This window comes from Mycobacterium ulcerans subsp. shinshuense, from assembly GCF_002355775.1.
Classification (GTDB): domain Bacteria; phylum Actinomycetota; class Actinomycetes; order Mycobacteriales; family Mycobacteriaceae; genus Mycobacterium; species Mycobacterium marinum.
In genome coordinates this window covers 2,032,920-2,046,135 of record NZ_AP017624.1, presented here as the reverse complement: position 1 = coordinate 2,046,135, position 13,216 = coordinate 2,032,920, and the positions used below count along the sequence as shown (strand labels likewise).

12 protein-coding genes and 2 pseudogenes are annotated in these 13,216 nt (G+C 64.7%); 9 read left to right on the top strand and 5 right to left on the bottom strand.

The features are described 5' to 3' along the window. Positions 1 to 24: 24 nt before the first annotated feature. Positions 25 to 948 (bottom strand): hypothetical protein, encoded by a 924-nt coding sequence (locus tag SHTP_RS09270; RefSeq protein ID WP_231991740.1) that lies wholly within the window; start codon positions 946 to 948, stop codon positions 25 to 27. Positions 949 to 1,058: 110 nt separating this feature from the next. Here SHTP_RS09270 and SHTP_RS09265 point away from each other — a divergent pair, with 110 nt between their 5' ends. Beyond that, positions 1,059 to 1,916 carry a helix-turn-helix domain-containing protein gene (locus tag SHTP_RS09265; protein ID WP_231991739.1) on the top strand — a complete coding sequence of 286 codons (858 nt, stop codon included), beginning with the start codon at positions 1,059 to 1,061 and terminating at the stop codon, positions 1,914 to 1,916. Between the two features lie 166 nt (positions 1,917 to 2,082). Further along, entirely contained in the window at positions 2,083 to 2,589 is a 507-nt protein-coding gene (locus SHTP_RS09260) for a hypothetical protein (protein ID WP_096370407.1), read from the top strand. A gap of 36 nt (positions 2,590 to 2,625) precedes the next feature. On the opposite strand, the gene SHTP_RS09255 is transcribed toward SHTP_RS09260, so the two are convergent. Next, a complete protein-coding gene (locus tag SHTP_RS09255) occupies positions 2,626 to 3,444 on the bottom strand; it encodes an SDR family NAD(P)-dependent oxidoreductase (RefSeq protein WP_096370406.1) in 819 nt (272 codons plus the stop codon). 70 nt (positions 3,445 to 3,514) lie between these two features. Here SHTP_RS09255 and SHTP_RS09250 point away from each other — a divergent pair, with 70 nt between their 5' ends. The 3 genes and pseudogenes from SHTP_RS09250 to SHTP_RS09240 all read left to right on the top strand — a co-directional run bounded on the left by SHTP_RS09250 (position 3,515) and on the right by SHTP_RS09240 (position 6,494). Next, complete coding sequence (locus SHTP_RS09250) at positions 3,515 to 4,291, top strand: crotonase/enoyl-CoA hydratase family protein (RefSeq protein ID WP_015356358.1); 777 nt, start codon at positions 3,515 to 3,517, stop codon at positions 4,289 to 4,291. Then, positions 4,291 to 5,469 (top strand): annotated as a pseudogene (locus SHTP_RS09245) (acyl-CoA dehydrogenase family protein). Before SHTP_RS09250 ends, SHTP_RS09245 begins: the two are co-directional and overlap by 1 nt. Then, entirely contained in the window at positions 5,466 to 6,494 is a 1,029-nt protein-coding gene (locus SHTP_RS09240; RefSeq protein WP_096370405.1) for an acyl-CoA dehydrogenase family protein, read from the top strand. Before SHTP_RS09245 ends, SHTP_RS09240 begins: the two are co-directional and overlap by 4 nt. Positions 6,495 to 6,507: 13 nt before the next feature. On the opposite strand, the gene SHTP_RS09235 is transcribed toward SHTP_RS09240, so the two are convergent. From SHTP_RS09235 to glgX, 3 genes and pseudogenes are all read right to left on the bottom strand, one after another. Next, entirely contained in the window at positions 6,508 to 7,323 is an 816-nt protein-coding gene (locus SHTP_RS09235; protein ID WP_096370404.1) for an SDR family NAD(P)-dependent oxidoreductase, read from the bottom strand. A gap of 50 nt (positions 7,324 to 7,373) precedes the next feature. Further along, positions 7,374 to 8,139, bottom strand: a pseudogene (locus SHTP_RS09230) (SDR family oxidoreductase). A gap of 199 nt (positions 8,140 to 8,338) precedes the next feature. Next, positions 8,339 to 10,483: a glycogen debranching protein GlgX gene (gene glgX / locus SHTP_RS09225; protein ID WP_096370403.1), complete on the bottom strand. Its 2,145-nt coding sequence runs from the start codon at positions 10,481 to 10,483 to the stop codon at positions 8,339 to 8,341. Between the two features lie 209 nt (positions 10,484 to 10,692). Between glgX and SHTP_RS09220 the strand changes: the two genes are divergently transcribed. The 4 genes from SHTP_RS09220 to SHTP_RS09205 all read left to right on the top strand — a co-directional run bounded on the left by SHTP_RS09220 (position 10,693) and on the right by SHTP_RS09205 (position 13,116). Next, positions 10,693 to 11,913, top strand: coding sequence for an alkane 1-monooxygenase (locus SHTP_RS09220; protein WP_096370402.1), 1,221 nt, complete (start codon positions 10,693 to 10,695; stop codon positions 11,911 to 11,913). Beyond that, a complete protein-coding gene (locus SHTP_RS09215) occupies positions 11,913 to 12,080 on the top strand; it encodes a rubredoxin (protein ID WP_096370401.1) in 168 nt (55 codons plus the stop codon). Before SHTP_RS09220 ends, SHTP_RS09215 begins: the two co-directional genes overlap by 1 nt. 1 nt (position 12,081) lies before the next feature. Continuing rightward, complete coding sequence (locus SHTP_RS09210; protein ID WP_011740670.1) at positions 12,082 to 12,267, top strand: rubredoxin; 186 nt, start codon at positions 12,082 to 12,084, stop codon at positions 12,265 to 12,267. 210 nt (positions 12,268 to 12,477) lie between these two features. Further along, positions 12,478 to 13,116, top strand: a complete 639-nt coding sequence (locus tag SHTP_RS09205) for a TetR/AcrR family transcriptional regulator (RefSeq protein WP_096370400.1) — start codon at positions 12,478 to 12,480, stop codon at positions 13,114 to 13,116. Positions 13,117 to 13,216: the final 100 nt, after the last annotated feature.

The window sequence follows — 13,216 nt, the reverse complement described above, 5'->3', positions numbered from 1 at the left end:
GGCGGCACCCAGCTCAACGATCTCTCACCCGTCCCCGGCCGGCTGGCCAGTCCGGTTCAGGGATACCCGCGCGGGCCCCGTCGACCCGCTCAACCGGCGCCAATCCGCGTACAGGAGTTTGCATCCCAGCCACCCGAAGACGAGCGGGAAAACGAAGTACTGATATTGGGTCCACGCCAGCGCAAGCAGGGTATCGGCCACGCCGCCGGCCATGTTCTTGAAGCCCCCGAACACTCCGCTGAACGAGAAGATGAAGGTAGCCACCACCGATTCTCCTGCTCCCAGGACTGGGATCAGGTACCGCATCGGCGAGCGTCTCTTGTTGAGCCGCCAAAACGCCAGCGCGCCGGCGATGTTGACGAAGGCATAGATCTCCAGGGTGAAGAACGTCGGATTGTGATTGACCGTACGAAGGTCAACCGAACCAAATGAGGCCAGGTCCCACCAGTACATGTGCAGGACGTTCTCGCGCAGCCACGGGGTGTAGGCGACGATATCGCCCAGGGTGTGCAGGTCGTGGAAAACAAACGGCGAAAAGATCACCCAGGGGATCTCCCAGAGCAGGTTGGTTATCGCGTAGGAAACCATCCACAACACCAGGCACTCGTGAAACAGCGCCATCCGCGGCCGCTTGCGCGCCCCGGGGAGCAGCAGCGGGATGAACCAACCGTTGAGCCAGATGCTGATGCCGTAAAGAGACGTTTTGGTGCTGGTCGTGAAGTCCAGCACGCCCAGGTAGAACAGCGCCGCAAAGATCGCGGTTGCGCCCCAGAAGATCGCGGTCCACACCGCGAACGCCCGCCACGTCGAGGAGCTGACTCGGCGCTCTTCGCCAGCGCCGGGCAAAAAGCGGTCGGTGGTGGGACTGGCCAGTGCGGTCATCCGCATCGCCCGGCCCGTCTCGTCGACCCCGTCGTCTGCTCCCGGGCGACACCGGCGCGTCCCCATTTGCCGCATTTCATGCCCTCACCACCGGCCCTTGCGTCTGTCGAAATATCGACATACCGTTCGATATTTTGACGGACACCGTAGACCCAGCCTCAGTTTCCAGTCAAGGCTTGTCCCCGCCCACCGAGCGGGTCATCGCGGTGCTGGAACTGCTCGGCCATAATTCGGCCAAGCAGTTCTCGCTGGCCGAAATCTGCCGCGGCCTCGGCATCAGCCGCGCCACCGGTCACGCCATCCTGACCACGCTGGCCGCGCGGGAGTGGGTGATCAGGGATCCCGAAACGTTTCGCTACAGCTGGGGGCCGGCCATCGCCGGATTGGACACGCCGACCACCGCACAGTTACACCGAGGCGATCTGCAAGAGCTGGCCGCCGCCACCGGCACCCAAGTGATGCTGGCCCGCCGGGAAGACGCCACGCTGGTTGTCATCGACACCGTCGGCGAGTGCCCGCGCGGACCGCGGATCTCGCGGGGTATGCGCACACCGTTCGTGACTCCGATCGGACGAGACTATGTCGCCTGGTGGAGCCCGGATGCCCAGCAAGACTGGCTGCGGGCATTCGGGGCGCCAAACCCCCGGTTTCTGCAGCGAATGACATTAGTACTCAACCAGATTCAACGGCGCGGCTTCGTCGTCGAACGGCTCACCCGGCAGTACGTTCGGGTCTACACGGCGTTGCGCGCGCTCAGCGCCGACGGCGAGGTCGATGAGATCACCACCCAATTGGCCCGCGCTTATGCCGACCTGGCCATCATCGACGTCTTGGATGAGGAGCCGACCAGCGGCGCCACCCACAGTATCGCCACGATCTCGGCGCCGATCCGCGGGCCCGACGGTTCGGCCACCATGACCGTGATGGCCACGGTATTTGCCAACCTCGACGGCGCCGGCATTCGCAAGCTCGGCGAAAGACTGCGCCGCAGCGCACACGTCATCGAGCAACGCAGCGCGCGCTCTAGCGCGTGACCTGGCACGCACCAGACGACGTCGTCGGTCCGCTAATTCGCCGATGCCCAGATGACGCCCAGATTCTGTCGTCGCCAATTGGCTGTTTTGGCCGCCGGCCGGAGTTTGCAGGCGACATAATCTCCCGAAGAGTGGTCCGACGAGTCGCGGCGCGGAGAGGGCAGTCATGTCAAAGGCATTCCGGTTGCCGGTCATCATCCTGGCCGGTTGCGCGGTCATCGCCGGATGCGCATCCGGGGGGCCCGCACCACCGGCAGCATCTGCTCCGAGTTCGTCGACATCGGCCGTCAACCCGGCCACCCCGATGACGACGCGCACCGGCGCGAGCCCAACCACCACCGCACCGTGCGTCGGACTGTCGATATGCCCGCCCCCACCACCGGACGCCGAGGGAAACCCGGCCTGCTTCTATTCCGACGGTTGGCAGCCCACTTCGTCCGGATCGGGTATCGAAGTGTGGTATTTCCATGAGCCGCAAGACATGTCGAAGTCCGGCAAGGTGACCGCGGTGGTGCGCAAGAAGGACGGCAGCAACGAGTCCCAAGAGGCCGTCATCGAAGCCGGCCAACAAGTGCATCGTTTCGAGTTTCCGACCGTCGACCAGTCCGCCGTCGACGAAGTGTTCCTCGACACCGGCAATAGCCGCTGCTTCGTCACCGGAGGAAGCAGTTGATCCGCGCAAACCGGGCCACCAGATCGGCGGCATCGGTCATGCGCGATCCCCTTTGGGAGGTGGCGGGGGCGAACCGATGAGCGCCTGCATGGCCCGGTGCGCGCGCAGGACGATCGCCGCCCGGTCCGCTCCGCTGCCGCGGTGCACGTGTGCGGCGTTGTCACCGGCGATGACAACCGGACCGTTGGCCAGGTTGTCCAGACCCTCACGGGCTACGTCGGCCGGATCGGAAACCAAGATTCCCGGCGCATCGAAGTTCAGCCCGGCCCGCTGCATCGCCGGCGTGCGGGTCACCCCCAGCACGAGTTCAAGCACATCCACCCCGGCTTCGCGCAGCTCTAGCCAGAGGCTTTCGGCGAACAGCCGGCTGAACGCCTTGGCACCGGCGTATGCCGACTGCCGCATCGCTCCGTAGGTGGCCGCCGTCGAACCGACCAGCAAGATGCCGCCGCGGCGGCGCGCCCGCATCGGCCGCCCGAAGTGGTGCACGAGTTCGAGCATCCGCGTCACGTTGAGGTCGATCACCCGACCCAGTTCGGTTAGCTCGGCATCGAGGAACTGTTCCCGGCAGGTGTTGGCGCCCGCGTTGTAGATCAACAAGCCGACCTCGAGGTCGGCCGTCTCGGAGCAGATCAGCGCAACCGCCTCGGGATCAACGAGATCCACGGCAATCGTGCGCACGTGCACGCCGGTCTCCCGGCAGCGTCGCGCCGTATCGGCCAGCGGCCCGGATGCGCGCGCGATCAGCACCAGATTCAGCCCGCCGCCAGCCAGCTGCCGGGCGAACTCGGCGCCTACCCCCTCCGAACCGCCGGCGATCACCGCCCACGGACCGTATTTGGTCATGTCGGTCATGGTTGAACAGCGTGGCACTGGCAGCGCCCGCCCGGTCCACGTGGGGGACCAACTCCTTACAGTTGCCCTCATGAACACCGCCTTGGACATCACGACCAACGGACCGATCCGGACCTGGACGATCAACCTGCCCGATGTGGGCAACGCGATCACCGGAAGGGACTTCATCGCGGCATTCGAGGCCGCGGTCGACGACGCGAACATCGACACCAGCGTCCGCGCGGTCATTCTCACCGGGGCCGGCAAGATCTTTTCGGGGGGCGGCAACGTCAAGGAAATGGCCAACCGCGACGGGATGTTCGGCTTGGACGCGCTCGAACAGCGGCAGGCTTACACCGACGGAATCCAGCGCATTCCGCGCGCACTGGCCCGTCTCGAAGTCCCGCTCATCGGTGCGATCAACGGCGCGGCCATCGGCGCGGGCTGCGACCTGGCGATGATGTGTGACATCCGGATCGCATCGCAGCGAGCCTCGTTCGCGGAGAGCTTCGTCGCGCTCGGCATCATCCCCGGCGACGGCGGCACCTGGTTTCTGCAGCGTGCGATCGGCTACGAGCGCGCCGCGGAGATGACGCTGACCGGCGACCGCATCGATGCCGCAACGGCTCTCGAATGGGGCATGGTCAGCCGGGTGGTGCCCCACGACGATTTGCTGCCGCAGGCACAGGAGCTGGCCGAGCGGATCGTCAAGAACCCCGCGCACGCGTTGCGCATGGCCAAGCGACTGCTGCAAGAGTCCCGGGTCGGCTCGCTCGAGTCGACGCTGGGGATGGCCGCCGCCATGCAACCACTTGCCCATCGCGACCCCGAACACCAACAACGCATTGCGAAGTGGCGGACGCGCTGATGGCGCTGCCCCGGTTGGTGCCACCCGCGGGGGCCCTCGATTCCCCCCGGGCCGATGTCCTGCGCGGCGAGGTCCGCGCATTTCTTGCCGAGCAGTCCGTCGCCGGCGGGTTCACCCCCTCGGTTGATGCCTGGCTGTCGGCGTGGGATGAGGACTTCACCGCCACGCTCGCCGACCGCGGCTGGTTGGGCATGACCGTGCCCGTCGAGTACGGCGGACACGGGCGCACGTTCCTGGAACGATTCGTCGTCACCGAAGAACTGCTGGCCGTCGGTGCACCCGTGGCCGCCCATTGAATAGCCGACCGTCAAATCGCGCCGTCACTGCTCAAGTACGGGACCGAACTGCAGAAGTCGCACTTCCTGCCTCGGATTGTGCGCGGTGAGTGCTTTTTCGGCATCGGCATGAGCGAGCCCGATTCCGGTTCCGATCTGGCCAGCGTGCGGACCCGGGCGGTACGCGGCGAGGGCGGTTGGCTGTTGTCGGGCACAAAGGTATGGACCTCGGGGGCACACCGCGCCCACGCGTTCATCGTGCTCGCGCGCACCGCGCCGGTGGACCCCGACCACAGGCATGCCGGGCTAAGTCAATTCATCGTCGACCTACGCGGGCCGGGGGTCCAGACCCGGCCGATCATCTCCATGAATGGCGCCCACCACTTCAACGAGGTTATCCTCGACAACGCCCATGTACCCGACGAGATGGTGTTCGGGGCAATCGGCAACGGCTGGACGCAGGTGACATCGGAACTCAGCTTCGAGCGCAGTGGACCAGAGCGCTTCCTGTCCACCTTCGTATTGCTGGCTGCTACCGCCGAAAGCATGGCCGAGCAACGCTTTACCCGCGACCAGCAGCTCGGGCGACTGGTGGCGCGCATCGCCGGCCTGCACCAGATGTCCGCCGCGGTGGCTGGCGCACTTGAGCGCAACGATCCCGCCGACCTACCTGCGGCGGTGGTCAAGGTGCTGGGCACCAGCACCGAGAGCGACATAGCCGAACTCGCCGACCTGGCCGACTCGACCGACCTGGCCGACTCGGGCGCCCCGCACCGCCCGCGCGATCCCGAGTTCGCCGCCCTGGTCACCGCGGCGCTGGACCAGCGGCCGGGCTTCACCCTGCGTGGCGGAACCAACGAAGTGCTGCGCGGTGTCATCGCGCGGGGATTGGGACTGCGATGAGCGCCACCGTGCACACCGTCGACCCCGCCCTGGTGAACATGATGGAGGCGGTCTTCGCCCAGTACCGTACGTCGCATCCCCCCACCGAGGCAAGCCGGCACGATCCGGCGCTGTGGCAGCGACTCGAGCAGCTTGGCCTGGCCCGTCTCACCGGTGCGGAAGACAGCGGCGGCAGCGGGGCCAGCTGGTATGAGGCGGCCGAGTTGCTAGCTGCAGCGGTACGCAACGCGGTGCGAATTCCGTTGGCCGAACATGATCTGTTGGCTCGCTGGTTGCTCGATGCCCATGACATGGGCGCCGACGCCGCGGTAAGAACGGTGTGTCTACTCGACGCCGATGGGGTCGCTACCGAGGTTCCATGGGCCTCTCACGCCGACCGCATCGTGGTGATCAGGCAATCGGCTGGCGAATACCGCCTTGCCGACGTCGATGCGCAGACACTCACTATCACTCCCGGCGCCAACATGATCGGCGAACCGCGTAACACGGTCCGTGCCGACCATCTCGACCTTCGGGGTGTGCCCACCACCGGAGCCGTGGTTTCAACGCTGAAGTTCAAGTCGGCACTGGTGCGGGCGATCCAGGTCTGCGCGGCGCTGGACCAGATTCTGCATCTGTCGGTTGAGCACGTGAGCTCACGCGTCCAGTTCGGCCGTCCGCTGGCCAAGTTCCAGGCGGTACAGAATCTAATCGCCGACATCGCCGCCGAGACCGCGCTGGCCAGGGCAGCGACCGAGGCCGCACTCACCAAGGCCGTTACCAGTCAATGGTCGGCGCAGAACTTGGACTTTCTTGTCGCGGTTGCCCGCTCGTGCGTGGGCCACGCCGTCTCGGTCGTGGTGCGCAACGCCCACCAGGTGCATGGCGCCATCGGCACCACCGAAGAGCACCGGCTGCACGAATTCACGCGCGCGGCATTGGCTTGGCGTTCGGAGTTCGGCTCGGTCCACTATTGGGACGAGCAGGTGACCAAGGCCGCACTGCACGCGGACGGCTCCGGGTTGTGGGGTCTGATTAGCGGGTAGCCGGGCCGGAGCGCTACCGCACCACAACGGTGCTCGGTGTTCGCGGTGCACCCAAGATGTGCCGGTGAGACGGCGGGCGGCGTCCGCCCTCGTCGGTGATGCCGTAGCGCTCGGCAAGCTCGGCGCCGATCACGGTTTGTCCGCTCAGCTCGCCCAGAGCGGGATCCCGATACAGTGCATCGATCAAATAGCCGGTGAATTCTGGGGTTTCGGCGTGCTCAGCGGTCTTGGCGAGCGTGCGCTGACCGTCTGGGTGTTGCCCGAATGCGCCTCGCAGCTTCTCGGTCAGCAGGATGCCCATCCAGATCGACACCGTTGCGACGCCGGTGTCATGAAAGTCCACCGCCATGTCGGCGGCCATCTTGTCGATACCGGCCTTCTGCGCCCCGTACGCCGGGCCGTGCATGTAACACACCGACCCCGGTGACGAGGTGAAGGCGATCAGGCCGCGGCCGCCGGCCACCAGAAGCGGTGCGGCATACCAGGATGCGACATAAGAGGACCGCAGACCGACATCGAGTACGTCGGCCAGCGCAAGCGGCTTCTCCCAGAACGGCTTGGGGTCGACCAAGTCATCGGAGATCGCCGCGGCATTGTTGACCAGCAGATCAAGGCGGCCCGATTCCTGCTGCACCCGCTCAAACAGCGCGGCGGTGGCCGTGTCATCGCGATGGTCGACCCGGACCGCGACTCCCCCGGGCGGCGCGTCGGCGACGCTGCGGCTCGTCGCATACACCCGCCAGCCCCGCGCGGCCAGAGCCGCCGCGATACCACGCCCGGCCCCACGGCTCGCCCCGGTCACCACCGCAACCAACGCCTCGTCACTCATCACGGTCCCGAATCTTCACTGAATCACGCACTGGAACAACATTTTTCAGTCTAGGACTTACCCGCATCCAGCACCCCGGCCGGAGCGGATGCGCCCCGGGCAATGACGACCGGTATCGAGGTAGCCGCGTCGGTGCGCAGGATCGAGTGCACGATGTTGACCAAGTCCTCGACCGGCATCAACTTGCCTGGCATGCAGCCACGCGCCAGCCAAAGCGGATAGGCCTTCATGGCTAGCTCTCTATCCCAGCCGATGTTCATGCCGGTCTGAGCATCGCCCTCGCCGCCGGCGCACTCTCCGACGATGACGCAGGTGAACCCGATTTCCGGGTGTTCGGCTCGCCACGCCTCCACGAGTCGTTCCAGTGCCGCCTTGCTGACGCCGTAGGCACCCAGACCAGGCCATGGGGGCGCGTGGCTGCCCGGCGTCCGAGGAGAGATAGACCGCCTTGCCCGCGGCGGCCCTCAGGTGCGGCAACGCCGCCGCCGTCGCGAGCGACGCGCCTATGACGTTAGTGTCAAAGACCCGCCGCCAGGTGTCGGCGTCGGTTTCGGCCAGCCGAACGAGGGGGCTGATGGCGGGGGCGTAGACGAGGTTGTCGATCCCCCCAAGCGCGTCGGCCGCCGCGGCGAGCGCCGATCGGCACGACGCTTCATCGGTAACGTCGCATTCGACGGCGACGGTCCCCGGCCCCGCTTCCTTGGCGGCGGCCTCCGTTCGCTCGCGCCGCCGGGCCAGAAGTGCGACATGATCGCCACGCCGCGCAAGTCCAACACCAATGCAGCGCCCCAGCCCGCTCGAGGCTCCGATCACCACGGTGTTTGACATAACCCGACTTCACCAGCCGATGTCACTCCCCCCGGCGCCATGGCCTGGAAGGATGCCAGCGCGATTCCCTTCGATCCACGGCGCGCAAGGTCGCATCGACGCTGCGCGAAGAGCCCCGCGCAAGCCACAGCGTATCGACCGTACCCGGACCGCGTAAGGCGTTCGGTGGCCCGAAGATCGCCGACGTCTACTCGGTGACCGCTTGCAGCACCACGCTGCTGCGCGCGTCAACGACGATCGTGGCCGCCGCCGGCAGAGCCCCGGCCGAAGTCGCTGTTGCGGCAGCGGTAGCGACCACAACCCGCCAACCGTTGCCGAACTCCACCGGCGGGAGGGTGAAGTCGATGGGCTCGAAGTGAGCGTTGAAACACAGGATGAACGAGTCATCGAGGACTCGGTGGCCACGCATGTCCCGGTCGGCGATGCCCTGACCATTGAGGAAAACGGCGATCGACTTGGCGAAACCGACCCCCCAGTCCTCGTCAGCCATCTCTGATCCATCCGCGGCGAACCAAGCGATGTCGGGCAGCCCCGCTTCGCCACGGCGACCGACCAGCTTTCCGTTGAAGAAGCGCCGCCTACGGAATAGCGGGTGGTTGGCACGTAGTGCGGACACCGCATGGGTGAACTCCAGCAGGCCGGTATCGACGTCGGACCAGTCGATCCAGGTGAGCACGCTGTCCTGGCAGTATCCGTTGTTGTTCCCGTATTGGGTACGCCCGAGCTCGTCACCGTGCGAAATCATCGGGACACCCTGCGACAGCATCAGAGTAGCGATGAGGTTGCGCTGCTGACGGGCCCGCAGCGCATTGATCGCGGGGTCATCGGTGGGCCCTTCCACACCGCAGTTCCACGAGCGGTTATGGCCCTCGCCGTCGTCGTTGTCCTCCCCGTTGGCCTCGTTGTGTTTGTCCTTGTAGGACACCAGGTCGCGCAGTGTGAACCCGTCATGGGCGGTGACTAAGTTGATCGAAGCAACCGGCCTTCGCCCGGTGTGCTCGTAGAGGTCGGCCGATCCGGACAATCGGTAGGCGAACTCATCGAGCGTGGCCGGCTCACCGCGCCAGAAGTCCCGAACGGTGTCGCGGTACTTGCCGTTCCACTCCGTCCACTGCGGCGGAAAGTTGCCCACCTGATAGCCGCCGGGGCCCACATCCCACGGCTCGGCGATGAGCTTGACCTGGCTGACGGTTGGATCCTGTTGCACGAGTTCGAAAAACGCCGCCAACCGATCGACCTCATAGAACTCGCGCGCCAGGGTAGCCGCCAGATCGAACCGGAAGCCATCAACATGCATCTCGGTGACCCAGTAGCGCAACGAATCCATGATCAGCTGCAGCGAGTGCGGATGGCTGACATTGAAGCTGTTGCCGGTTCCGGTGTGATCCACGTAGTAACGCATGTCATCATCGACCAGCCGGTAGTAGGCGGCGTTGTCGATACCACGCATAGAGAGCGTGGGCCCCAGATGGTTGCCCTCGGCGGTGTGGTTGTAGACGACATCGAGGATCACCTCGATGTTCGCCTCGTGCAGGGCGCGCACCATCGCCTTGAACTCCTGAACCTGGTCCCCTGGCAGCATGGCGCTGGAATATTTCGGGTCGGGCGCAAAGAACGAGATCGTGTTGTAGCCCCAGTAATTCGAGAGATTCTTGTCGGCCAACGTCGAGTCGTTGGCGAAACGGTGTACCGGCATCAGCTCGATCGCGGTGACACCGATGCTTTTGAGGTGGTCGATGATTGCCGGGTGCGCCACCGCGGCATAGGTGCCACGTAGCTGTTCGGGTATGTCCGGATGGGTCTGTGTCAGGCCTTTCACGTGTGCTTCGTAGATGACCGTGTCGGCGTAGTGGTGGTCGGGGGGCCGATCGTTTGCCCAGTCGAAATAGGGATTGATCACCACCGCTTTGGGCATGCTGGCCGCGGAGTCCTCGTCATTGCGGCTCTCGGGGTCACCGAAGGTATAGCCGAACAGCGACTGGTTCCAGGCGAATGTGCCTTCGATCGCCTTCGAATAAGGGTCCAGCAGCAGCTTGTTCGGATTGCACCGGTGCCCGGCGCGGGGATCGTGGGGACCGTGGATGCGGTATCCGTAACGCTGGCCGGGGTCGATGGCCGGCACATACGCGTGCCAGACGAACCCGTCAACCTCAGGCAGTTCGACCCGGCTCTCCGTGTCGTCCGCATCGAACAGACACAGCTCGATCCGCTCAGCGACTTCGCTGAAGATCGCGAAATTCGTACCCATACCGTCATACGTCGCACCCAGCGGGTAGGCCCGGCCCGGCCAGACCTCACCGGTGGGTGTGGGAGCAACGGCGGTGCCAGCCATGGCGAACTTGATACCCGATCGGCGTCGCGGTCAAACAGCGCGACGGCCCGGTGGGCACCGCACGATCAGGCAGTTTGAACAAATCTAGAAATTTATCTATTGATTGCACAAATCCTCTGATATGTTCAAAACATGCCAGCGGTCGCCCCTCCGGTGCGCTGGCCGCACTACCTGGATCAGGGCAGTGACCACACTGAGAAAGGATCGTCATGACGTCCGTGGCGCAACCAAAGTCGGAAAATCCGGTCCAGCAATGGCGAGACCGGAAGCGATACCTGTGGCTGGTGGGATTGGTGCTGCCGACGGCATTGCCGGCAAGCCTCGCGCTGGCATGGGTGTTCGGCAAGCTCGGCTGGACCGCCGTCACTCCGGTGTTGTGGTGGATCGGACCGTTCCTGCTCTACCTGCTGCTACCGGCCCTGGATGTGTTCTTCGGCCCAGACGGCGAGAACCCTCCTGACGAAGTGATGGAGCGCCTGGAGAACGACAAGTACTACCGCTACTGCACCTACGCCTTCATTCCGCTGCAGATGGTCAGCCTCGTCTTGGCCTGCTACCTGTGGTCGGCCGACAACTTGAGCTGGCTGGGACTGGGCGCAGGACTGGGCCTGATCTCCAAGATCGGTCTCACCATGACCATCGGAGTCGTCGGCGGGGTGGGCATCAACACCGCCCACGAATTGGGACACAAACGCGAGAACCTGGAGCGGTGGCTGTCCAAGATCACCCTCGCCCAGACCCTGTATGGCCACTTCTACATCGAGCACAACCGCGGCCACCACGTCCGCGTCTCCACCCCGGAGGACCCGGCCAGCGCACGGTTCGGTGAAAGCTTCTGGATGTTCCTCCCGCGCAGCATGTTCGGCTCGCTCAAGTCCGCATGGGAGCTGGAAAAGAGCCGCATGCAACGCATCAACAAGCCCACCCTGAGCATGTGCAACGATGTGCTCAACGCCTGGATCATGTCGGTGGTTCTGTTCGGCGCGCTGACCGCCGTGTTCGGCTGGCAGGTGCTGCCATTCCTGATCATTCAGGGACTGTTCGGCGCATCACTGTTGGAGTCGGTCAACTACCTCGAGCACTATGGGCTGCTGCGGCAGCGCACCGCTTCGGGGCGCTACGAACGCTGCGCACCCGTGCACAGCTGGAACTCCGACCACATCGTCACCAACATCTTCCTGTACCATCTGCAGCGGCACAGCGACCACCACGCCAATCCCCTACGCCGCTACCAGACGCTGCGCAGCATGGACGGCGCCCCCAACCTGCCCAGCGGCTATGCCACGTTGATCACGCTGACCTACTTCCCGCCGCTGTGGCGGAAGCTGATGGACCACCGCGTCATTGAGCACTACGACGGCGACATCACCAAGGTCAACATCGATCCGCGCAAGCGCGACAAGATCCTCGCCACCTACGGTGTCCGGTGATGGCCGCTTACCACTGCCCGGTGTGCGACTACGTCTACGATGAAGCTGTCGGTGCCCCGCGCGAGGGGTATCCGGCGGGCGCCAGCTGGGCCGATGTCGATGAAACTTGGAACTGCCCAGACTGCGGCGTCCGGGAGAAGATCGACTTCAAGCTACAGGAGGCCTGACATGTCAACCGATTTCAAGCTGTATCGCTGCGTGCAGTGCGGGTTTGAGTATGACGAGGCACAAGGTTGGCCCGAAGACGGCATAGCCCCGGGAACACGTTGGGACGACATTCCCGACGACTGGAGCTGCCCGGACTGCGGCGCCGCAAAGTCGGACTTCGAGATGATCGAAGTCAGCCGGACCTAGCACCATCAGCCCACCGGATATGGCCATGCGGACATGTATGGCCATATCCCCAGATAGCAACCTTCAGTAGCCATTTCGGTTGTCACAACCGGCCCGCGAGGACCTATCGGAGTTAATTCGGGCGGGACCGTCGTCGTCGACATTCTCGCAAATGCACGGGCGGCGCCTACCCAAAACAACATTGTGGACCGAAAGTCGAAGGCACTATCAATGCGCACTAATCTCAGCTACATGGTCGACCCCGAGCATCGAACCCGCAATCCGTATCGCAGCATCGCTGCGAATCTGATGCATAACGGGGTTCTCGACGCGATGCACGGGTTGCTGCTGGTCAAGAAATGGTCGTCGATCACCATGGCCGATGTGGCTTCCGCCGCAGGCATCAGCAGGGGCACCCTCTACAACGAATTCCAGTCGCGCCGGGGCCTGGCGCGCCACTACGCCCTGCGCCTGACCGACAGCATCGTCACCGGAATGCAAACGGCGATCAGCGAAAACCACGGCAACGGCTACAGCGCTATGCAGACCGTGTTCAGTGATTTCTTCCACCGCGTCGCCAACGACCCCCTAGCCCAGGTGCTGCGAACTGAAGACGCACCCAACGACATTCTGCGTTTGATCACCGTCGAGAGTCAGTTCCTGGTCGATCATGCCACCGAACAGCTGTCCCAGACCTTCCAGCACAGCTGGGTAAACGCCAACGAAGACGACGCGGCTGTGATGGGCCAGGCGGTGGTACGGGCTGCCCTGAGCTACCTCGCCCTGCCCCCGAGTGATGCCGATGAGGCCGCCAAAGGGATGGCGCACCTGCTCGCGCCCTACGTCGACTCAGTCAATAGGGCGCGCTGACGGCACTCGCCGTCGCCGCGAGCGTGCGTGTCTGCACGAAGACACGCCGTGCTGACCGGCATTCTGCGCACCCTCACCGCCCAGACGCAGGGAGACCGCT